General features: G+C 69.8%; 16 protein-coding genes. 11 read left to right on the forward strand and 5 right to left on the reverse strand.

Features of this window, described 5'->3' with window-relative positions; all coding sequences use genetic code 11:
* Positions 1-35: 35 nt before the first annotated feature.
* Genes ASF43_RS14115 through ASF43_RS14125 form a run of 3 tightly spaced genes read left to right on the forward strand, consistent with a single transcriptional unit; the run spans position 36 to position 6,486 of the window.
* On the forward strand, positions 36-1,844 hold the full coding sequence (locus ASF43_RS14115; protein ID WP_082497856.1) for a cyclic nucleotide-binding and patatin-like phospholipase domain-containing protein: 1,809 nt from the start codon (positions 36-38) through the stop codon (positions 1,842-1,844).
* A complete protein-coding gene (locus ASF43_RS14120; RefSeq protein ID WP_056182047.1) occupies positions 1,832-5,761 on the forward strand; it encodes a non-ribosomal peptide synthetase in 3,930 nt (1,309 codons plus the stop codon). The genes ASF43_RS14115 and ASF43_RS14120 overlap by 13 nt, the downstream gene beginning before the upstream one ends.
* Positions 5,758-6,486: a TVP38/TMEM64 family protein gene (locus tag ASF43_RS14125; protein WP_056182049.1), complete on the forward strand. Its 729-nt coding sequence runs from the start codon at positions 5,758-5,760 to the stop codon at positions 6,484-6,486. Before ASF43_RS14120 ends, ASF43_RS14125 begins: the two co-directional genes overlap by 4 nt.
* Here the strand turns inward: ASF43_RS14125 and ASF43_RS14130 are convergent.
* The 4 genes from ASF43_RS14130 to ASF43_RS14145 are packed head-to-tail and all read right to left on the reverse strand — an operon-like array spanning position 6,470 to position 10,450.
* Positions 6,470-7,519, reverse strand: coding sequence for a VWA domain-containing protein (locus ASF43_RS14130; protein ID WP_056182050.1), 1,050 nt, complete (start codon positions 7,517-7,519; stop codon positions 6,470-6,472). The two genes, ASF43_RS14125 and ASF43_RS14130, sit on opposite strands and share 17 nt — an antisense overlap.
* 25 nt (positions 7,520-7,544) lie before the next feature.
* Positions 7,545-8,525 (reverse strand): DUF58 domain-containing protein, encoded by a 981-nt coding sequence (locus ASF43_RS14135; protein ID WP_056182053.1) that lies wholly within the window; start codon positions 8,523-8,525, stop codon positions 7,545-7,547.
* Positions 8,506-9,516 carry a MoxR family ATPase gene (locus ASF43_RS14140; protein ID WP_056182056.1) on the reverse strand — a complete coding sequence of 337 codons (1,011 nt, stop codon included), beginning with the start codon at positions 9,514-9,516 and terminating at the stop codon, positions 8,506-8,508. Before ASF43_RS14140 ends, ASF43_RS14135 begins: the two co-directional genes overlap by 20 nt.
* Positions 9,517-9,547: 31 nt before the next feature.
* Positions 9,548-10,450, reverse strand: coding sequence for a S1C family serine protease (locus ASF43_RS14145; protein ID WP_056182059.1), 903 nt, complete (start codon positions 10,448-10,450; stop codon positions 9,548-9,550).
* Between the two features lie 150 nt (positions 10,451-10,600).
* Between ASF43_RS14145 and ASF43_RS14150 the strand changes: the two genes are divergently transcribed.
* The 6 genes from ASF43_RS14150 (at position 10,601) to ASF43_RS14175 (ending at position 17,138) form a co-directional block, all read left to right on the forward strand.
* Entirely contained in the window at positions 10,601-11,458 is an 858-nt protein-coding gene (locus tag ASF43_RS14150) for a TatD family hydrolase (protein WP_056182060.1), read from the forward strand.
* A 56-nt stretch (positions 11,459-11,514) separates the two neighbouring features.
* Positions 11,515-12,321, forward strand: a complete 807-nt coding sequence (locus tag ASF43_RS14155) for a hypothetical protein (RefSeq protein WP_056183405.1) — start codon at positions 11,515-11,517, stop codon at positions 12,319-12,321.
* Positions 12,322-12,325: 4 nt separating this feature from the next.
* Positions 12,326-14,095 (forward strand): GspE/PulE family protein, encoded by a 1,770-nt coding sequence (locus ASF43_RS14160; RefSeq protein ID WP_056182063.1) that lies wholly within the window; start codon positions 12,326-12,328, stop codon positions 14,093-14,095.
* A gap of 126 nt (positions 14,096-14,221) precedes the next feature.
* Complete coding sequence (locus ASF43_RS14165) at positions 14,222-14,710, forward strand: tripartite tricarboxylate transporter TctB family protein (RefSeq protein WP_056182066.1); 489 nt, start codon at positions 14,222-14,224, stop codon at positions 14,708-14,710.
* A gap of 10 nt (positions 14,711-14,720) precedes the next feature.
* Positions 14,721-16,232, forward strand: a complete 1,512-nt coding sequence (locus ASF43_RS14170; RefSeq protein ID WP_056182068.1) for a tripartite tricarboxylate transporter permease — start codon at positions 14,721-14,723, stop codon at positions 16,230-16,232.
* A 108-nt stretch (positions 16,233-16,340) separates the two neighbouring features.
* Positions 16,341-17,138 (forward strand): SDR family oxidoreductase, encoded by a 798-nt coding sequence (locus tag ASF43_RS14175; RefSeq protein WP_056182070.1) that lies wholly within the window; start codon positions 16,341-16,343, stop codon positions 17,136-17,138.
* A gap of 138 nt (positions 17,139-17,276) precedes the next feature.
* Here the strand turns inward: ASF43_RS14175 and ASF43_RS14180 are convergent, their stop codons facing one another.
* Positions 17,277-18,188 (reverse strand): DMT family transporter, encoded by a 912-nt coding sequence (locus ASF43_RS14180; RefSeq protein ID WP_056182073.1) that lies wholly within the window; start codon positions 18,186-18,188, stop codon positions 17,277-17,279.
* 83 nt (positions 18,189-18,271) lie between these two features.
* Here ASF43_RS14180 and ASF43_RS14185 point away from each other — a divergent pair, with 83 nt between their 5' ends.
* Positions 18,272-19,264, forward strand: a complete 993-nt coding sequence (locus tag ASF43_RS14185; RefSeq protein WP_056183407.1) for a quinone oxidoreductase — start codon at positions 18,272-18,274, stop codon at positions 19,262-19,264.
* Complete coding sequence (locus ASF43_RS14190; RefSeq protein WP_235578250.1) at positions 19,261-20,127, forward strand: NUDIX domain-containing protein; 867 nt, start codon at positions 19,261-19,263, stop codon at positions 20,125-20,127. Before ASF43_RS14185 ends, ASF43_RS14190 begins: the two co-directional genes overlap by 4 nt.
* The last annotated feature ends 2 nt before the right edge of the window (positions 20,128-20,129 follow it).

Below are 20,129 nucleotides of genomic sequence, written 5' to 3' on the forward strand. Positions count from 1 at the left end.
CGCTGCCTGGCGATCTGAGAAATGGATGGGCCTGCATGGTAGTAGCCGCAAAATTCCGGACCCGCGCCTTGCAGGTGCTGCGCGACAGCCGTGTCTTCGGCCAGCTGGACGAGTCCGTGCTGAACGACCTGGCTGGCTTCTTCGAGTTGCAGGATGTCCGCGGTGGGCTGCAGGTGCTGCGCGAGGGCGACCCCTCGGACAGCATGTTCTTCGTCCTGAGCGGGCGCCTGCGCGTGTCGCGCCGCAATCCCGATGGCAGCCTGCTGCTCTACAACGAGATCAGTGCGGGCGAGAGCGTGGGCGAGACCGGCATGATCCTGCACCAGCCGCGCACGGCCGATGTGACGGCGGTGCGCGATTCCACGCTGGCTGTGCTGCACCGTGCCAACTTCGAGACGGTGCTGCGCCTGCAGCCGCTGGCCGTGAACCGCGTGTTCTCGCAGGCCATCTACAACCACCTGCGCCATGGGGCGCAGATCGCGCAGCAGCATTACGCTCTTTCCTTCGTGGTCGTGCCCTTGCACGTGGGCGCCGGTGCCGACGTGGTCGCACGCGGCCTGGCCAAGGCCCTGGGGAACAGTGGGCGCGTCCATCTGCTGCCGCCCAGTGAGGCACAGGCGCACAGCGGGCTGGGCAGCCTGGATGCAGGCGACGACGACATCGGCCGGCGCAATGACGACCTGGAGGAGCAGTTCGACTATCTGGTCTACGAGGCCGAGCCGGTCGCGTCCTCGTGGACGCGGCGTGCCTTCCGCCAGGCCGACCAGGTGATCTTCGTGGCCAACGCCGGTGCTTCGATGGAGGTGGGCGAGCTGGAGCAGCGGCTCACGCGCGAACCCGGCTTTGCGATGAAGCGCAAGCACCTGGTGGTGCTGCATCCGGCCAACACGCCCAAGCCGCACGAGGTGCGGCGCTGGCTGCAGGGCCGCAGCTGCGAGCGGGTCTACCCGCTGCGCACGGGCCATGACGGCGACTTCGGCCGGCTCGGCCGCTTCCTGACGGGCACCGCGACCGGCGTGGTGCTGGGCGGCGGCGGCGCGCGTGGCTATGCGCACCTGGGCGTGCTGCGCGCGCTGTCCGAGGCCGGCATTCCGATCGACATGATCGGCGGCAACAGCATGGGCGCGCTGGTCGGCGCCCAGTACGCCTGCGACGTGCCGCTGGACGAGATCAGGCGGCGCACCCAGGCCTTCGCGGCGGGCGGCGAGACCATCACCGTGCCCCTGATCTCGCTGGTGGCCGGCCGCCGGGTCGAGCGCGACCTGCAGAAGATGTTCGGCGACATCGCGGTCGACAGCCTGTGGCGGCCATTCTTCGCCGCGGCCTGCAACCTGTCCAAGGGCTGCACCACGGTGCAGGACTCCGGGCCGCTGTGGCGCGCCGTGCTGGCCAGCAATTCGCCGGCCGGCCTGTTCCCGCCGGTGCTGTACAAGGGCGACCTGCTGGTGGACGGGGCCATCCTGGAAAACGTGCCGGTCAGCGCCATGCGCATGCGCCTGGGCACGCCGCTGGAGAAGCGGCGCGGCAACGGCACCATCATCGCGATCGACGTGGATGTGCAGGACGACCTGGGCGTCGACCCCGCACTGGCGCGCCTGTCGCGCCGCACCGCGCTCAAGGGCCTGCTGACGCGCAAGCGCATCACGCCGGGCATCACCGAGATCCTGTACCGGGCCGGCCACATCGGCGGTTTGAACCAGCGCGCCAGCACGATCGCGCAGGCTGACCATTATCTTGAGCCGCCAGTTGCCGATTACTCCATGATGGAACACAAGAGCGCTGCCGAGATCGTGGAACGCGGCTACCAGCATGCCGTCAAGGAGATCGCCAAATGGCCGCGTTGACGGCTGCCACCCCTACGGCACATGGCCAGGCGCCGGCCGAACGCCTGGCCCTGTCGCTGAGCCAGCGCGAGGTCTGGCTGGACCAGCGGGCCTGGCCCGGCAGCGCCCACCTGAACATCGGCGGTGGCGCCTTCCTGGTCGGGCCGCTGGACCTCACCATCTTCCGCCGGGCGCTGGCGCGGCTGGTCGCCGAGAACGAGGCCCTGCGCCTGGCGCCCTTGGCCGATGGCAGCCAGCGCTTGCTGCCGGTGGCCGACCCGGCGCTGGAAGTCATCGACTGCAGCACTGCCGACGACCCCAAGCAGGCCATGCGCGACTGGTGGCAGCAGCGCATGACCGAGCCCTTCGTGCTCGATGGCCGGTCGCCGTGGCGGTTCGCGCTGTTGCGTGCGTCGGACAACTTGCACGGCCTGACCATCCAGTTCCACCACCTGGTCATGGACGGCTGGGGCACCTCCCAGGTCATGCGGCGCTGGAGCGAGATCCACAACGCGCTGGCCCGCGGCGAGGAGCCCGGCCGCTCCGACGTGCCGGGCTACAGCGCATTTATCGAAGAGTCCAATGCCTACCGTGCGTCGGCCGGTTTCGAGCGCGACGCGCGCTACTGGCGCGAGCGCATCCCCACGCTGCCCACACCGATGATCGAGCGGCGTTTCAGCCAGGCCCGGCCCGACTCGCTGCCCTCGGCCAGCCTGGCCTTCCACCGCGTGCCGCGCGTGGACTACGAACGGCTGCGGCGCTATGCCGTCGAGCAGAACCAGACCGTGTTCAACCTGGTCCTGGCCGCGCTGGTGCTGTATTTCGCGCGCATCGGTGACCGGCGCGAGGTGGTGGTCGGCGTGCCCAGCCTGAACCGGGGCGGGCGCCGCTACACCGACACGCTGGGCATGTTCGTGGGCGTGGTGCCGATCCGCATCGAGGTCGCGCCGGACATGCCGCTCAACGAGCTGCTGTCCGGCGTGGGCACGGCCATGCGCGCGGCGCTGCGGCACCCGCGCTACCCGCTGAGCGAGCTGGGGCGCGAACTGCAGATGATCCGCGCCAACCGCGACGGGCTGTTCGACGTGCTGCTCTCCTTCGAGCGGCAGGACTACGCCGTCGCCTTCGGCCAGGCCCAGCTGGTCGAATCACGCCAGCTGTTCTCGGGCGTCGCGCGCTTTCCGCTGGGCGTGACGGTCTGCGAGTTCCATCCCGAGCAGGACGTGGAACTGGCGCTGGAGGCCAGCGCCGCCTGTTTCGAGGCCGGCGAGGTGGAGTTGCTGGGCCGCCGGCTCTGGCATCTGGTCGAAGGGCTGATGGACGCGCCGGCCGGCACCAGCGTGGGCGACGTCGAGCTGCTGCCGCCCGAGGAGCGCTGGCACGTGGTGTCGGGCCAGCACCAGGACGTGGCCTGCCACGACGTCACGCTGCCCTTCGTGAGCCTGTTCGAGTACCAGGCCTCGCTGCGGCCCGACGCCGTCGCCCTGGTCTGGGACGGCGGCACCATGGATTACCTGGGGCTGGACCGCCGTGCCAACCGCCTGGCCCGCCAGCTCGTGCTGCAGGGCGTGGGCCGCGACACCGTGGTCGCCATGGCGGTGGACCGCTCGCCCGAGCTGGTGCTGGCGCTGCTGGCGATCGCCAAGGCCGGCGCTGCGTTTCTCCCGCTGGACGTGGACGCACCGCTGGCCCGCCTGGCGGCCATCCTGCAAGAGAGCGCGGCCGCGGCGCTGGTGATCCCGTCGCGGCACGCCGATCGGCTGGGCGGCCTGCATGCGGGCGCCGTGGTGCTGCCACCGCTGGCCGTCGAGGCCTTCGACCCCACCGTGCCCGACCTGCCGCCGGCCCAGCCCGCGCCGGGCGACCTGGCCTACGTGATCTTCACATCCGGCTCCACCGGCCGGCCCAAGGGCGTGATGATCGAGCACGGCATGCTGGCGCGGCGGCTGATGTGGCTGTCGCGCGCCTACGACGTGGACTGGCGCGACCGCTCGGGCCAGGGCACGCAGGCCACGTTCGACCCCTCGCTGATCGAGCTGCTGCTGCCGCTGACCCACGGCGCCAGCATCGCGCTGCCGCCGCCAGGCCGGCTGCTGCCCGAGTCGCTGGCCGACTTCGCCGTGCGCCACGGCGTCACCTTCATGGCCTTCGTGCCGTCCACGCTGGGCCGCTTCCTCGACGCGGCGGCGGGCCGGCCCGGGCTCAAGCTGCGCGTGGCCTGCTGCGGCGGTGAGGTGCTGGCGCCCGAGCTGGCGGCTCGCTTTTGCGCGCAGACCGGCGCGCGGCTGTTCAACGTCTACGGCCCGACCGAGGCCACCATCTTCGCCACCGCCTGGGAGTGCGAGACGCACCGCCACCACTCGGCGCTGCCGATCGGCCGGCCGATCGATGACACCCGCATCTACGTGCTGGACACGGCGCAGCGCCCGATGCCGCTGGGCGTGCCCGGCGAGATCTTCATCGGCGGCGACGCGGTCGCGCGCGGCTACCTGAAGCGGCCCGACCTGGATGCCGTGGCCTTCCTGCCGGACCCGTTCAGGCCCGGCGGGCGCATGTACCGCACCGGCGACCGCGGCTGGCTGGGCAGCGACGGGCAGTTGCATTTCATCGGGCGGCTGGACCGCCAGGTCAAGCTGCGGGGCTATCGCATCGAGTTGGGCGAGATCGAGTCGGCGCTGCTGGCCATCGACGGTGTGGCCCAGGCCGCGGCACAGCTGTGCGAAGTGCGCGGCAAGCCCACGATCCATGCCTGGGTCGGCGCGCCCGATCAGCGCGCCGCCCGGCCGCCCGAAGGCGCTCAGCACCGCAGCGCGCAGCGCGAAGGTACTCCAGTGAGCGCCGAGCGTCTGCACGCCCAGCTACGCGCGCGCCTGCCCGACTACATGCTGCCCTCGGGCATCAGCGTGCTGCCCGAGTTGCCCAGCAGCAGCGTGGGCAAGACCGACTACGCGCGCCTGCCCGAGCCCGTGGCCGCGCCGGCCGCCGTCTCGCGCGCGCCCATGAACCAGATCGAACGCGACCTGCTGGCGCTGTGGCAGGACGTGCTGGCCGTGGCGACGCTGGGCGTGCACGACAACTTCTTCGACCTGGGCGGCGACTCGCTGGCCGCCGTCAACATGATGGCCGGCCTGGAAAAGCTGCTCGGGCGCAAGGTGCCGCTGTACCTGATCACCGAGCACCCGACGATCGAGGGCCTGGCCATCGCGCTGCAGCAGCACAGCGGTGCGCCTGGGCTGCTGCGCCACCTGAGCACGGAATCGGCCCGCGTGCCGCTGTACCTGGCGGCGTCCGGCCACGGCGACCTGCTGCGCTTCCAGAGCCTGGCCAAGGCCATGGGCGATACGGGCAACCTGTACATGCTGCAGCCGCCGCTGCAGACCAGCATCCAGACCATCGTGGAGCTGGCCGAGCTGTACGCCGACCGCATCCAGGCGCAGGCCGTCAGCAGCGGGCACGAGGGCGGCTACGTGGCCGGCTTCTCGGTGGCCGGCATGGCGGCGCTGGAGACGGCGCGGCTGCTGCAGCAGCGCGGCTGGCCGGTGCGCGGCCTGATCCTCTTGGACACCACCTTTCCGAGTTCGCTGCTGGGCGGTACGGCCGCCTGGCGCGCGCTGGGCTGGGTGGTGCGGCACTTCCATATCCAGGACCTGAGCATGAACGGCCGCCGCCTGGGCGCCATGTTCAACGACCCGGGCTTGCTGAGCCAGGTCATGGCGCTGCGCGGCTACAAGCCTGTGGGATTCGACGGGCCGACGCTGCTGGTGCGCTCGACCGGCCTGGGCGCGTGGGACCGCTGGCTGTTCCGGCCCTGGCGCCAGCTCATGGGCAGGCAGCTGACCGAGGTGCAGGTGCCCGGCATGCACGGCACCGTGTTCGACGCCCAACATGTGCGCGAACTGGCCGGCGCACTGGCCCGCGGCACGGGAACCATCGCATGAGCGCAGCGCCGGCCGACGACGCGCGCAAGGCGCTGCGCGGCCGCCTCGTCTGGCTGGTGCTGGCGCTGCTGGCCCTGGTGGCGCTGGCCGCGGCCTGGACCTGGTCGCCCATGCGCGCATGGCTCGACGTGGACCGCATCGTCGACACGCTGCAGCGCCTGGGCCAGGCGTTCGGGCCGGTCGCGGCCGTGGCCGGGTTCGGCCTGGCCGTCACGCTGGCCGTGCCGCTGACCTTCCTGTCGCTGGTGACCCTGGTGGCCTTCGGGCCCTGGGCCGGCTTTACCTGCTGCATGCTGGGCGCGCTGATCGGCGCAGCGGCCAGCCATGGCCTGGGCCGGCTGCTGGGCCACGAGGTGGTGCAGCGCCTGGGCGGGCCGCGCGTGAACGCCATCAGCCAGCGCTTGGCCAGCCATGGCCTGCTGGCCGTGATCGCCATCCGCGTGGTGCCGGTGGCGCCGTTCGCCATCATCAACATGGTGGCCGGCGCCTCGCACATCAGCCTGCGCGACATGCTGCTGGGCACGGCGCTGGGCATGGCGCCGGGCACGCTGGTGATGGCGTTCTTCGTCGATCAGATCGTGGCCGCACTGCGCACGCCCGGGCCGCTGACCTACGCGCTGCTGGGGCTCACGCTGTTGCTGCTCGTGGGCGCTGGCTGGGGCGCCAGGCACTGGGTGCGGCGCGTCGAGGCGCAGCGCGCGGCTGCTGCTAAAGGATCCGGTTGAACCAGGCCAGCGACAGCCCGGCCGAGAGCAGGGCCAGCGCGGCGCCGGCCAGCGCCAGCAGGGCGGAGATTTCCGTTTCCTTCTTCACCACCGTGAGCCGCGAACTCAGGGTCTCGTAGACCTTCTTGAGGTTTTCGGCCGTGCCGGCGTAGAAGTACTCGGCCTGGGTGCGCGTGGCCACGGCCTTGAGCGTCTCCTCGTCCAGCCGCACGCGCATGGACCAGCCCTCGAAGCCGATGGTCTCGCCGTCCACCGTGCCCACGCCCACGGTGTAGACGCGCACGCCACGGTCGGCGGCCATCTTGGCCGCCTCCAGCGTGTCCACGCCGGTGGTGCGCTGGCCGTCGGTCAGCAGGATCACGGCGGCCGAGGTGTAGGAGCCGGGGGCCACGGGCACGAATTCCTTCTTCGGCTCCTTGTCGGTGCCGGCCTTGTCCAGCGCCACGCCGCGCGGGCGCTCGCGGCCGTAGGTCATGGCGCCCACGTCGATGCCCGCGTCCGGGAACAGCTCGGCCAGCGACACCACGATGGCGCTGCCGATGGCGGTGGCACGTTGCAACTGGAACTTGTCGATGGCCGTGACCAGATCCTCGCGGCTCAGCGTGGCCGGTTGCACGACCTGGGCCGTGCCGGCAAAGGCCACGATGCCCACGCGCACGTTGCGCGGCAGATCGGCGATGAAGGCCTTGGCGGCGTTCTGCGCGGCCACCAGCCGGTTCGGCTGCACGTCGGTGGCGCGCATGCTGCCCGACACGTCCATGGCCAGGATGATGGTCTCCTGCTGCGACGGCAGGCTGATCACGGCCATGGGCCGCGCGGCCGCCACGATCAGCGCCGTCAGCGCCAGCAGGAACAGCACGGGCGGGATGTGGCGCTTGATGCTCTGGCCGGTGCCCATGGCTTCGCGCACGATGGACAGGCTGGCATAGCGCAGCGCCGCCTTCTTCTTGCGCCTGAGCAGCCACACATAGAGCAGCACCAGCAGCGGCGCGAGCAGCAGCAGCCAGAGGAATTCGGGCCAGAGAAAGTGCATGGATGCTCTCCTTTCGCTCAGCCGGTCAGGCCGCGCGGGCGGTGGCCGGTTGCAGATGGGTGGGCAGGCCGCCCGCGCCGCTGGACAGCTGGCTGCGGCGCTTGCGCAGGTCGGCAAAGCGCATGATGGCATCGACCAGGTCGGCGTCGGTCGACAGCTCCAGCGTGTCGACGCCGGCCTGTGTCAGCGACTGGCGCAGCTCGGCCTCGCGCTGGGCGGCGATGCGCGCGAAGCGCTTGCGAAAGCCCGGGTCCGAGGTGTCGACCATGAGCTGCTCGCCGGTCTCGGCATCGCGGATCGGGATCAGGCCCAGGTCGGGCAGTTCCAGCTCCATCGGGTCCAGCAGGCGCACGGCCAGCACCTCGTGGCGCTGCGCCAGTTGCGCCAGCGGCTTTTCCCAGCCGGGCTCGCTGATGAAGTCGGACACCACGAACACCGTGGCGCGCCGGCGCATCAGGTTGCCGGCGGACTGCAGCAGCTCGTGCAGCCGCGTCACGCTGCCGGCCTGGTCCACGGCTTGCGGGCGCTGCTGGATCATGTGCAGCAGCTGCAGCACGTGCAGCCGGCCGCTGCGCGCGGGCAGCACCTGGTCCACGCCCGCGCCGTACAGCATGGCGCCCACGCGGTTGCCGTGCCGCGTCAGCAGCCGCGCCAGCACGCCGACGAAGCCGGCGGAGACCTCGCGCTTGCGCTGCTCGCCGGAGCCGAAGTCCACCGAGGGCGACAGGTCCAGCAGGAACCAGGCCGCCATCTCCCGGTCTTCGGTGAACACGCGCACATGGGGCTGCCGCAGTCGGGCGGTGACGTTCCAGTCGATGTGTCGCACGTCGTCGTGGTGCTGGTACTCGCGCAGGTCGGCCAGGTCCATGCCGGTGCCGCGCATCAGCGTGCGGTAGTCGCCCTGCAGCAGGCCATCCAGCCGGCGGATGACGGTCCATTCCAGGCGCCGCAGCACCTGGTCGGCGCGCGGTGCTGGCGTTGCAGGTTCAGGCGGCGAGCTTTTCATGTTCCAGCGGCTTGGGTGGCGGCGGGATCTTGGCCATGATCTTGCCGATCAAGGCGTCGCCGCTCATGCCTTCGGACAGCGCCTCGTAGGACAACGCCACGCGGTGGCGCAACACGTCGGGCACCAGGTCGGTCATGTCCTCGGGCAGGGCATAGGTGCGCCCGCGCAGCATGGCCAGCGCGCGCGCGCCTTCGGTCAGGTTGATCGTGGCGCGCGGGCTGGCGCCGAAGGTGATGAAGCGGCCCAGGTCCTTGAGCCCGTGGGCCGCCGGGTTGCGCGTGGCCGATACCAGCTTGACCGCGTACTGGATCAGCGAGGGGTCCACATAGACGCGCCGGCATTCCTTCTGCAGCACGGCCAGCTGCTCGGTCGTGGCCACGCGCGAGACCTGTACCGCCGGGCCGATCACGCGTTGCACGATCACGAACTCTTCTTCGTCGGTCGGGTAGTCGACCAGCACCTTCATCATGAAACGGTCGACCTGGGCTTCGGGCAGCGGGTAGGTGCCCTCGGTCTCGATCGGGTTCTGTGTGGCCATCACCAGGAACGGCGAGGGCACGCGGTGCGTTTCGCCCGCGATCGTGACCTGGCGCTCCTGCATCACCTCCAGCAGCGCGCTCTGCACCTTGGCCGGCGCGCGGTTGATCTCGTCGGCCAGCAGCAGGTTGGTGAACACCGGGCCCAGCGAGGTGCCGAACTCGCCGGTCTTCTGGTTGTAGATGCGCGTGCCGACCAGGTCGGCCGGCACCAGGTCGGGCGTGAACTGGATGCGCTTGAACTGGCCCTGGATGGTCTCGGCCAGCGTCTTCACCGTCAGCGTCTTGGCCAGGCCCGGCACGCCTTCGACCAGCAAATGGCCCTGGGCCAGCATGGCGACCATCACGCGTTCCAGGAAGCGGTCCTGGCCGACCACGACGCGCTTGACCTCGTACAGGATCTGTTCCATGAGTTGCGCGGTGTCGGCGGGCAGGGTGCTGCTGCTGTCGGTCATGCGGGATCCTTGTCAGAGGTGGAGGCGGGGTTCAGAACGGATGCAGTCCCACGGCGGACGCCGCGTTCTCGATGGGCACAGCAAAACCAATGCCGATGAAGGTGCGCTGCTGAGTGGGGTTCAGGATGGCGGTCACGATGCCCACGACCTGGCCGTCCATGGTGACCAGCGGGCCGCCCGAATTGCCGGGGTTGGCGGCGGCGTCGAACTGGATCAGGTTGGTGAGCTGCTGCTTGCCCTCGGGCGAGCGGAAGGCCCGGCCCAGGCCGGAGACCACCCCGGTGGAGGCCGACGGACCGATGCCAAACGGAAATCCCACCGCCAGCACCTCGTCGCCCGGCAGCAGGTCGGCCGTGGAGCGCATGGTAGCGGCGATCATGTCGTCCGGGATCTTGTGCGCCTGCAGCACGGCCAGGTCGTTCTCGGGCTGCATGCCGGTGATGGAGGCGGTGGTCTCCAGCCCGTCGGAGAAGGTGACCTTGATGGTCTCGGCGCCAGAGACCACGTGCAGGTTGGTCAGGATGATGCCCTTGTCGACGATGACGACGCCCGAGCCGACGCCATGCTCCACGTCTTCCTTGCCGGCCTTGTCCTTCACGAAGCCCATCACGCGCACCACCGACGGGATGATCGCGCCATAGGCCTTGGATGCGGGCGAGGGCAGCACGTTGGTGCTCAGCGTGCGCAGCACGGCGGCGTCGATGTCCTTTTGCGTCAGCTGCTGGGGCAGGCTGCGCGTGGCCAGCGTGCCCATCGCCAGCAGGGCTGCGGCCAGCAGCGCGATGCAGCCCCACAGCAGGCGCGGGTCGCGCCACGACAGGCCGCGCCAGCCGCGGCGCGGCGCCGGTGTGCTCTCGGGGGAGGGGGATGCGGCAGGCTCTGGCGGCTCCGCGGGAGCACGTTGCGCACTGCTGTAAAGAGCCGTTCTTCGCATCGCATCACCTGTGATTCGTGAGTTTTCGGATCTGTCGAATGACGGTACCACGGTTCATCCGACACTGCATCTGCGCGGGCGTTCGCTCCCTTACATCTTGGCGGGTCGGCTGCACCGGGGCGGTGCCAGGGTGCGCGCTACAGTGGTGCCATGCCCTGGATCGACACGCACTGCCACATGGACGCGCCGGAATTCGGCGCTGACCACGCGCAGGCGCTGGCGGCGCGCGCGCTGGCCGCCGAGCGCGGCGTGCAACTGTGTGTGCTGCCGGCGGTGGGCGTGTTCGACTTCGACAGCGTGCGCACGCTGGCGCACCGCATGGGCGATGCCTACGCGCTGGGCATCCACCCGCTGCTGGTGCCACGCGCCGACGACGGTGACCTCAATCGGCTGGACGCCGCACTGACGGCCCATGCCGGCGACCCGCGCCTGGTGGCGGTCGGCGAGATCGGGCTGGATTTCTTCGTGCCCGAGCTCAAGACGCCGGCCATGGTGGAGCGGCAGACGCACTTCTTCCGCGCCCAGCTGCAGCTGGCCAAGCGCCACGGCCTGCCGGTGGTGGTGCACACGCGCCGCAGTGTGGACCAGACGCTCAAGCACCTGCGTGCCGTGCGGCCCGGTGGCGGCTGGCGGGGCATCGCCCATGCCTTCAGCGGCAGCCTGCAGCAGGCCGAAGCCTGCCTGGCACAGGGCCTGAAGCTCGGCTTCGGCGGCGCCATGACCTTCGACACCGCGCGCCAGCTGCGCAACCTGGCCAGCACGCTGCCGCTGGACGCCATCGTCATGGAGACCGACGCGCCCGACATCCCGCCGCAGTGGGTCTATGTGCCGCAGGCCGAGCGCGCTGCCGGCCGGCCGCAGGGCGTGAACACGCCGGCCGAGCTGCCGCGCATCGGCGCCGTGCTGGCGCAGTTGCGCGGCCTGGCGCCGGCCGACGTCGAGGCCGCCACCACGCGCAACGCGCTGGCCGCGTTGCCCCGGCTGCGCGGCCTGCTGCCCGCGGATTGACGCCACAATCGCCGCTGGCCGCGACGGCGGTGTCGCGGCATCGCTGAATGGAATGGATGTTGGACAAGACTTCGCACGAACCCTCGACCAAGCCCGGCCGGCGCGCCCGGTCCGCCGCCAAGCCAGCCCTGCCCGAAGTGCAGTTCGCCGACGACGGTGACGTGCGCACCCTGCACCTGGGCACGGAATGGGTGCAGGGCTCGATGCTGATCGACGCACCCTACGAGATCGAGCTCGAATACGTGCAGCGCATGATGGCCTGGCTGCTGTTCGTGCCGCCCACCGGCATCACGCAGCGCCACGCGATGCAGCTGGGTTTGGGCGCCGGCACGCTGACCAAGTTCTGCCACAAGAAGCTGCGCATGCGCACCACGGCGATCGAGCTGAACCCTCAGGTGATCGCGGCCTGCCGCGGCTGGTTCAAGCTGCCGCCCGACGATGTGCGCCTGCAGGTGCGGCTGGCCGACGCTGCGCTGGCCGTGCTGGACGGCACGCTGCACGGCACGGTCGACGCCCTGCAGGTCGACCTGTACGACCACGAGGCCGCCTCGCCCGTGCTCGACAGCGCCGACTTCTATGCCGACTGCCGGCGCCTGCTGACCGAGGACGGCGCCATGACGGTGAACCTGTTCGGCCGCTCGTCCAGCTACGAGCAGAGCCTGGCCAAGATCTCCGCCGCGTTCGGCGAGCGCGCCGTCTGGTCGTTCCGCCCCACCCGCGAGGGCAACACCGTGGTGCTGGCGCAGCGCGAGCCGACCCGGCCCACGCGGGCCGAACTGCTGGCTGCCGCCGAGAACATCCAAACGCGCTGGGGCCTGCCCGCGGCCAAGTGGCTGCGCGTGTTTCACCCCGTCGCGGCCTGACGCCATGGCGCCCGCCACGCCCGCGCACGTCGGTCCCATCCACTGGCGGCTGCTGGTCGACTGGCTGGCCGCCGACGGCATGATCTCGCCCGAGGAATTCCAGCGTACCGTGGCGCGCTGCTCGCAGGCCGAGAGCAGCCAGCCGGCGCTGGCGCGGCTGGCCAGCGTGGCCATGCAGCGTGCGCGCGACGGCAAGCCATTGGACATGGAGATGCTGGCCGAGTGGCTGGCGGGCCGCGCCGGCCTGCCCTACCTGCGCATCGACCCGCTGAAGGTGGACGTCGGCAAAGTCGCCGACACCATGAGCGCCGTCTATGCCGAGCGCCACAAGGTGCTGCCGCTGCAGGTCGGCCCGACGGAAGTGATGGTGGCCACGGCCGAGCCCTTCGTGACCGACTGGGTCGGCGAGGTCGAGCGCCAGTCGCGCCGCAGCGTGCGCCGCGTGGTGGCGAACCCGCAGGACATCCAGCGCTACACGGCCGAATTCTTCGCGCTGGCCAAGTCGGTGCGTGCGGCGCAGAAGTCCGGCAGCGGCGCGGCGCCGGCCAGCTTCGAGCAACTGGTCGAGCTGGGCAAGACCAACAAGCAGCTGGACGCCAACGACCAGGGCGTGGTGCAGGTGGTGGACTGGCTCTGGCAGTACGCCTTCAACCAGCGCGCCAGCGACATCCACCTGGAGCCGCGGCGCGACCAGGGCGTGATCCGGTTTCGCATCGACGGCGTGCTGCACCCGGTCTACCAGATGCCCATGGGCGTGATGAACGCGATGGTCTCGCGCGTGAAGCTGCTGGGCCGCATGGACGTGGTGGAAAAGCGCCGCCCGCAGGACGGCCGCATCAAGACGCGCAACCCCAGGGGCGACGAGGTGGAGATGCGCCTGTCCACGCTGCCGACCGCTTTCGGCGAGAAGATGGTCATGCGCATCTTCGACCCCGACACGGCCGTGAAGGACCTGGACGCGCTGGGCTTCTCGCAGCACGACGCCACGCGCTGGGAGGCGCTGGTCAAGCGCCCGCACGGCGTGATCCTCGTCACCGGTCCGACCGGCTCGGGCAAGACCACCACGCTGTATTCCACGCTCAAGCGCGTGGCCACCGAAGAGCTCAACGTCAGCACGGTCGAAGACCCGATCGAGATGATCGAGCCCTCGTTCAACCAGACCCAGGTGCAGCCGCAGCTGGACTTCAACTTCGCCGAAGGCCTGCGTGCGCTGATGCGGCAGGACCCGGACGTGATCATGGTCGGCGAGATCCGCGACCTGCAGACGGCCGAGATGGCGATCCAGGCCGCGCTCACGGGGCACCTGGTGTTCTCCACGCTGCACACCAACGACGCGCCCTCGGCCTTGACGCGGTTGATGGAACTGGGCGTGCCCTCGTACCTGCTCAACGCCACCGTTCTCGGCGTGCTGGCCCAGCGCCTGGTGCGCACGCTGTGCAGGCAATGCCGCGCGCCCGACGAGAGCCTCACGCGAGAGGCACTGAACCAGGTCATCGCGCCCTGGCGCATCACGGGGAACTGCACGCCCTACAAGCCCGTGGGCTGCGTCGACTGCCGCATGACGGGCTTCATGGGCCGCATGGGCCTGTATGAGCTGCTGGCCGTCAGCGAAGCCTTCAAGGAAAGGCTGCACCAGAACGGGCAGCCGGGCGGCCTGCGCAAGCAGGCGCTGGTCGATGGCATGCGCCCGCTGCGGCTGGCCGGCGCGCTGCGCGTGGCCGAGGGCCTGACGACGGTCGATGAAGTGCTCAGCACGACGCCACCGCTCGACTAGAAGACGCCCGACATGCGGGCAGGGCTGGTCAGGCGCTCGTCAGCGATGGCGTAGGTGGAATCCACATCTTCCGCCAGCGTGAACCCCTCCACAATCGCGCCACCTTTTGTTAGAGGAGGCATTTTTGTGAAGATCAAAAGTCAAAAAGACTTTTTCTCGGGACTGATGTTCACGGGAGTCGGGGTCGCTTTCGCCTGGGGCGCGACCACCTACACCGTGGGCAACGGCGCCCGTATGGGTCCGGGGTATTTCCCGTTGATGCTGGGTGTGGTCATGGCCTTGATCGGCGTGCTCATCATCTTCAATTCGCTCGTGGTGGAGACACCCGATGGCGCACCGATCGGCAAGTGGGCGTGGAAGCAACTCTTCTTCATCCTGGCCGCCAACTTCGCGTTCGGCATCTTGCTCGGCGGCCTGCCGAGCATGGGCGTTCCTGCGATGGGCATGATCGTCGCGATCTATGCGCTGACCATCATCTCCAGTGCGGCTGGCCACGAGTTCAAGCTCAAGCAGGTGCTGGTGCTGGCGACGGCGCTGGCCATCGGCAGCTACGCAGCGTTCATCTGGGCACTGAAGCTCCAGATCCAGGTCTGGCCGACCTTCATCACGGGCTGAAGAAGACACCATGGATCTGATCAACAACCTCTCCCTCGGTTTTGGCGTCGCATTCACGGCGACCAACCTGCTGTACTGCCTGGTCGGCTGTATTTTGGGCACGCTGATCGGCGTGCTGCCGGGCATCGGCCCGGTGGCCACCATCGCCATGCTGCTGCCGGCGACCTACGCACTGCCTCCAGTCTCCGCACTCATCATGCTGGCCGGTATCTACTACGGCGCGCAGTACGGGGGTTCGACCACCGCCATCCTGGTGAACCTGCCTGGCGAATCCTCGTCGGTGGTGACCGTGATCGACGGCTACCAGATGGCGCGCAAGGGCCGGGCTGGGCCGGCGCTTGCGGCGGCTGGCCTGGGCTCGTTCTTCGCCGGCTCCGTCGGCACCCTGATCCTGGCGGCGTTCGCGCCTCCGCTGACCGAGGTGGCGTTCAAGTTCGGCCCGGCCGAGTACTTCTCGCTGATGATCCTGGGCCTGATCGGTGCCGTGGTGCTGGCATCGGGCTCGCTGCTCAAAGCCATCGCCATGATCGTGCTGGGCCTGCTGCTCGGCCTGGTCGGTACCGACGTGAACTCGGGTGTGGCGCGCTTCAGCTTCGACATCCCGGAACTGACCGACGGCATCGGATTCGTGGCCATCGCCATGGGCGTGTTCGGCTACGGTGAAATCATCACCAACCTGTCCAAGCCCGAGGACGAGCGTGAAGTGTTCACCGGCAAGGTGACGGGCCTGTTCCCGACCAAGGAAGACTTCAAGCGCATGCTGCCCGCCGTGCTGCGCGGCACCTCGCTGGGCGCAGCGCTGGGCATCCTGCCCGGTGGCGGCGCGTTGCTGGCAGCCTTCGCGGCCTACACGCTGGAGAAGAAGACCAAGCTGCATCCGGGCGAAGTGCCCTTCGGCAAGGGCAACATCCGCGGCGTGGCAGCTCCCGAGTCGGCCAACAACGCCGGTGCGCAGACCTCCTTCATCCCGCTGCTGACGCTGGGCATTCCGCCCAACGCCGTGATGGCGCTGATGGTCGGCGCGATGACGATCCACAACATCCAGCCGGGTCCGCAGGTCATGACCAGCAACCCCGAGCTGTTCTGGGGCCTGATCGCCTCGATGTGGATCGGCAACGCGATGCTGGTCATCCTGAACCTGCCGCTGATCGGCATGTGGATCAAGCTGCTGACGGTGCCCTACAAGTACCTGTTCCCGTCCATCGTGCTGTTCTGCGCGATCGGCGTGTACTCGACCAACAACAACACCTTCGACATCTGGATGGTGGGCGGGTTCGGCTTCATCGGCTACCTGTTCAACAAGCTCGGCTGCGAACCGGCTCCCTTGCTGCTCGGCTTCATCCTGGGGCCGATGATGGAAGAGAACCTGCGCCGCGCGCTGCTGCTGTCGCGTGGCGACTGGAGCGTGTTCGTCACGCGTCCGATCTCTGCCGGCCTGCTGATCGCCGCCGCCGTGCTCGTGATCGTCGTGCTGCTGCCCGCCGTGAAGAGCAAGCGCGAAGAGGCTTTCGTCGAAGACTGACGCGTCGATTCCCGCACACCAGGAACGGCGCCTTCGGGCGCCGTTTTTGTTCGCGGGGCTGCGACGTATCATCCCCGCGCATCAACCGACCAACGCAAGGAACACGTCATGGATCTGGGTATCGCAGGCAAGTGGGCGCTCGTATGCGGCGCGAGCAAGGGGCTGGGCTACGGGTGTGCGCTGGCGCTCGTGCGCGAGGGCGTCAACGTGCTGATCGTGGCACGTGGTGCCGACGCATTGCAGGCCGCGTCCGAGCGGCTGCTGGCCGAGCCGCTGCGCGCCGCCGAGGTGCAGGTGCAGAGCGTCGCGGCCGACATCACGACCGCCGAAGGCCGCGCGGCCGTGTTCGCCGTGCGCAAGGACTTCGACATCATCGTCACCAACGCCGGCGGCCCGCCGCCCGGCGACTTCCGCGACTGGGACCGCGACACCTGGGTCAAGGCCCTGGACGCCAACATGCTGACGCCCATCGAGCTCATCAAGGGCGCGGTCGATGGCATGGCCGCACGCGGCTTCGGTCGCATCGTCAATATCACGTCCAGCTCGGTCAAGGCGCCGATCGACGTGCTGGGCCTGTCCAACGGCGCGCGCAGCGGGCTGACGGGCTTCGTGGCCGGCGTGGCGCGCACGACCAAGCTGGCTTCGGCCAACGTGACCATCAACAACCTGCTGCCCGGCGTGTTCGACACCGACCGCATCCGCGCGACGGTGGAGGGCGCGGCCAGGAAGACCGGGCAGTCGGTGGAGTCGGTGATCGAGGCGCGCAAGCAGAACGTGCCGGCGCGGCGCCTGGGCACGCCCGAGGAATTCGGTGCGGCGTGCGCCTTCCTGTGCAGCCAGCAGGCCAGCTACATCACGGGCCAGAACATCCTCACCGACGGTGGTGCCTACCCCGGCACGCACTAGAGAACAACCCCCCAGGCGGCTTCGCCGCTCCACCCTTGTGCTGCGCGAAGGGGGGCACCCCAGCGGCCTGGCAGAGCCAGTTCCGCGGGTGTCCACGAAGGGGCCTTGCCTCACTAGCCGGTGGTCGGCTCTCTCGTGTCAGGTGGCTGCGCGCGCCCGCTGCGACGAGACCACGATACCGCCTGCGATCAAGGCGAAGGCCAACGCGTGGAACAGCCGTGGCGGCTCCTTGAGCACGAGGCCGGAGAGCAGCACGGCGAACAGCGGCGTCAGGTTGGCGAAGAAGCCGGCCGTGCTCGGCCCCACGCGGCGCACGCCCGCGCCCCAGCACAGGTAAGCCAGCAGCGACGGGCCCGCGGCCAGGTACAGCAGCGTGGCCGCCAGCGGCCAGCCCCAGGCGATGGGCACGGTGGGCAGCAGGGCCGCCTCGGCGCCCGCGAAGAGGCCGGCCGACACCACGCCAAACACGACCTGGGCCTGCAGGAAGCTCGCCCAGTGCCCGCGCAGTGTTTCGGGGTAGCCCGGGCGCGTGAGCAGCCAGCTGTACAGCGACCAGGCGATGGTGGCCAGCAGCATGTACAGATCGCCGGGCACGAGCTGCAGGTGCAGCAGCTGCTGCCAGTCGCCGCGGCTCAGCACGACCAGCACGCCGAGCATGGAGAGCAGGGCGCCGAGCAGCTGGCGGCGCGACACCGTGGCGCCGAACAGCAGCCCGATGGCCAGCATCCACACCGGCATGCTGGAGCCGACCAGGGTCACGTTGATCGGCGTGGAGGTCTGCAGCGCCAGGTACTGCAGCGCGTTGTAGCAGCCCACGCTGAGCACGCCGATGGCCAGCAGGCGCCAGCGGTGTTCCCACAGGCCGCTGCCGCGGCGCAAGATGCCGTGCGTGAGCGGCAGCAGCAGCAGGAGCACCAGCACCCACCGCATGAAGTTCAGCATCACGGGCGGCACCATGCCCGCCACCAGCCGGCCCACGATGGCGTTGCTGGCCCACAGCAACGGAGGTGTCGCAAGCAGGGCGATGGTCGACGGGGTGAGGCGTTGCATGAAGTGGAGGACTTTACCAAGCACATCCCGTGCGAATTCGTGGCAGCATGCGCGCCAGCGAACGCACGAACACAAGGATCAACATGACGACGACGAGCAAGGCCATCCGCATCGAGCGGCATGGCGGACCCGAGGAAATGCAGATGGTGCACGTGCAGGTCGGCGACCCGGGCCCAGGCGAGATCCGCATCCGCCATAAGGCGGTGGGCCTGAACTTCATCGACGTCTACCAGCGCAGCGGGCTCTACCAATTCCCGATGCCGCTGCAGCTGGGCATGGAGGCCTCGGGCGTGGTGGAAGCGGTGGGCGAGGGCGTCACGCACCTGCGTGCCGGCGACCGCGCCGCCTATGCCAGCCAGCCGCCCGGCAGCTACAGCGAATGGCGCGTGATGCCGGCCAGGACGGTCTGCAAGCTGCCCGATGCGATCGACTTCGAGACCGGCGCGGCGATGATGCTCAAGGGGCTGACCGCGCAGTACCTGCTCAAGAAGACGCTGCCGCAGGGCGGCCTGCAGGCCGGCGACCATGTGCTGTTCCATGCTGCGGCCGGCGGCGTCGGCCTGATCGCCTGCCAGTGGGCACGGGCCCTGGGCCTGCAGCTGATCGGCACGGCGGGCTCGCCGGAAAAATGCGCGCTGGCGCTCGAGCACGGCGCCGCCCATGCCATCGACTACAAGCGCGAGGACTTCGCCGCGCGCGTGAAGGAGATCACCGGCGGCAAGGGTGTGAAGGTGGTGTACGACTCCATCGGCAAGGACACCTTCGACAAGTCGCTGGATTGCCTGCAGCCTTTCGGCCTGATGGCCAGCTTCGGCAATGCCTCGGGGCCGGTGGCGCCGTTCGCGCCCGGCATCCTGGGCAACAAGGGCTCGCTGTACCTGACGCGTGCCACGTTGTTCACGCACATCGCCACGCGCGAGAGCACGCAGGCCATGGCCGACGACCTGTTCGATGTCGTGGTGCGCGGCGACGTGAAGATCCGCATCGACCAGCGCTACCCGCTGGCCGACGTGCAGCAGGCGCACCGCGACCTGGAAGCCCGCAAGACCACGGGCTGCACCATCTTGACCCTGTGAACGCCGCCCTGTCGCGCGCGGGCACGCCGCGCCGCAAGGCCCGCTCTGCGGCAACGATGCCTGCGCGCCCGGCGCTGGACCCGGCGTGGCGCGAGGCCTTGATGCTGCGCACCACCGAGGCACCCACCAGGCCACGCGCGCCCCTGATGTGGCAAGGACGGCAGATCGGCTCCATCGAGCCCGGCATGCTGCCGGCGCTGGACGGCGTGCGCGGCGCCGATGGTGGCGCACTGCTGTGCCGCGAGGGCGTCGCCTGGGTCGTGCATGGCGCCCTGGACGACGGCTTGCGCCGCCTGGCCTTGCGCCTGCGCGAGGTGGGCCTGGCCCATGCATGGCGCGACGAGGCCCTGCGCGTGTGCGACGGGCATGGCGTGCCCCTGGCCAGCGTGGAGCGCGGCGCCGTGCGCGTGCTGGGCATTGCCACGCGGGCCGTGCACCTGGTCGGCTTCGACGTGCGTGGCCATGTCTGGCTGCAGCAACGCGCGCTGACCAAGCCCAACGACCCGGGCTTGTGGGACACGCTGATGGGCGGCATGGTGACGGCCGCCGACACGCTGGACAGCGCGCTGGACCGCGAGACCTGGGAGGAGGCCGGCCTGCGCGTGGACGAGCTCGTCGACGTGCACGTGGGTGGCTGGGTGCACCTGGAGCGGCCGGCGAACGACGGCACGCGCCACGGCTACATGGTGGAAGACATCTGCTGGAGCCGCTGCACCGTGCCCGAGGGCATGCGGCCGGAGAACCAGGACGGCGAGGTCGACTGTTTCGAATGCCTGCCGCCCGATCGGGTGGTGGCGCGCATGCAGCGCGGCATGTTCACCGACGAGGCCGCGCTGGTCCTCGTGCAGGCGCTGGACCTGTAGCC

The organism is Pseudorhodoferax sp. Leaf267 (assembly GCF_001422405.1).
Taxonomy (GTDB): Bacteria; Pseudomonadota; Gammaproteobacteria; order Burkholderiales; family Burkholderiaceae_C; genus Pseudorhodoferax.

Bases quoted from the DNA above. Each gene is read 5' to 3' on its own strand.
- ASF43_RS14170 (WP_056182068.1), top strand. From the start codon at position 14,721: ATGGATCTGATCAACAACCTCTCCCTCGGTTTTGGCGTCGCATTCACG.
- ASF43_RS14175 (WP_056182070.1), top strand. From the start codon at position 16,341: ATGGATCTGGGTATCGCAGGCAAGTGGGCGCTCGTATGCGGCGCGAGC.
- ASF43_RS14120 (WP_056182047.1), top strand. From the start codon at position 1,832: ATGGCCGCGTTGACGGCTGCCACCCCTACGGCACATGGCCAGGCGCCG.
- ASF43_RS14135 (WP_056182053.1), bottom strand. From the start codon at position 8,525: ATGAAAAGCTCGCCGCCTGAACCTGCAACGCCAGCACCGCGCGCCGAC.
- ASF43_RS14130 (WP_056182050.1), bottom strand. From the start codon at position 7,519: ATGCACTTTCTCTGGCCCGAATTCCTCTGGCTGCTGCTGCTCGCGCCG.
- ASF43_RS14125 (WP_056182049.1), top strand. From the start codon at position 5,758: ATGAGCGCAGCGCCGGCCGACGACGCGCGCAAGGCGCTGCGCGGCCGC.
- ASF43_RS14160 (WP_056182063.1), top strand. From the start codon at position 12,326: ATGGCGCCCGCCACGCCCGCGCACGTCGGTCCCATCCACTGGCGGCTG.
- ASF43_RS14150 (WP_056182060.1), top strand. From the start codon at position 10,601: ATGCCCTGGATCGACACGCACTGCCACATGGACGCGCCGGAATTCGGC.
- ASF43_RS14155 (WP_056183405.1), top strand. From the start codon at position 11,515: ATGTTGGACAAGACTTCGCACGAACCCTCGACCAAGCCCGGCCGGCGC.
- ASF43_RS14180 (WP_056182073.1), bottom strand. From the start codon at position 18,188: ATGCAACGCCTCACCCCGTCGACCATCGCCCTGCTTGCGACACCTCCG.
- ASF43_RS14185 (WP_056183407.1), top strand. From the start codon at position 18,272: ATGACGACGACGAGCAAGGCCATCCGCATCGAGCGGCATGGCGGACCC.
- ASF43_RS14115 (WP_082497856.1), top strand. From the start codon at position 36: ATGGTAGTAGCCGCAAAATTCCGGACCCGCGCCTTGCAGGTGCTGCGC.
- ASF43_RS14140 (WP_056182056.1), bottom strand. From the start codon at position 9,516: ATGACCGACAGCAGCAGCACCCTGCCCGCCGACACCGCGCAACTCATG.
- ASF43_RS14145 (WP_056182059.1), bottom strand. From the start codon at position 10,450: ATGCGAAGAACGGCTCTTTACAGCAGTGCGCAACGTGCTCCCGCGGAG.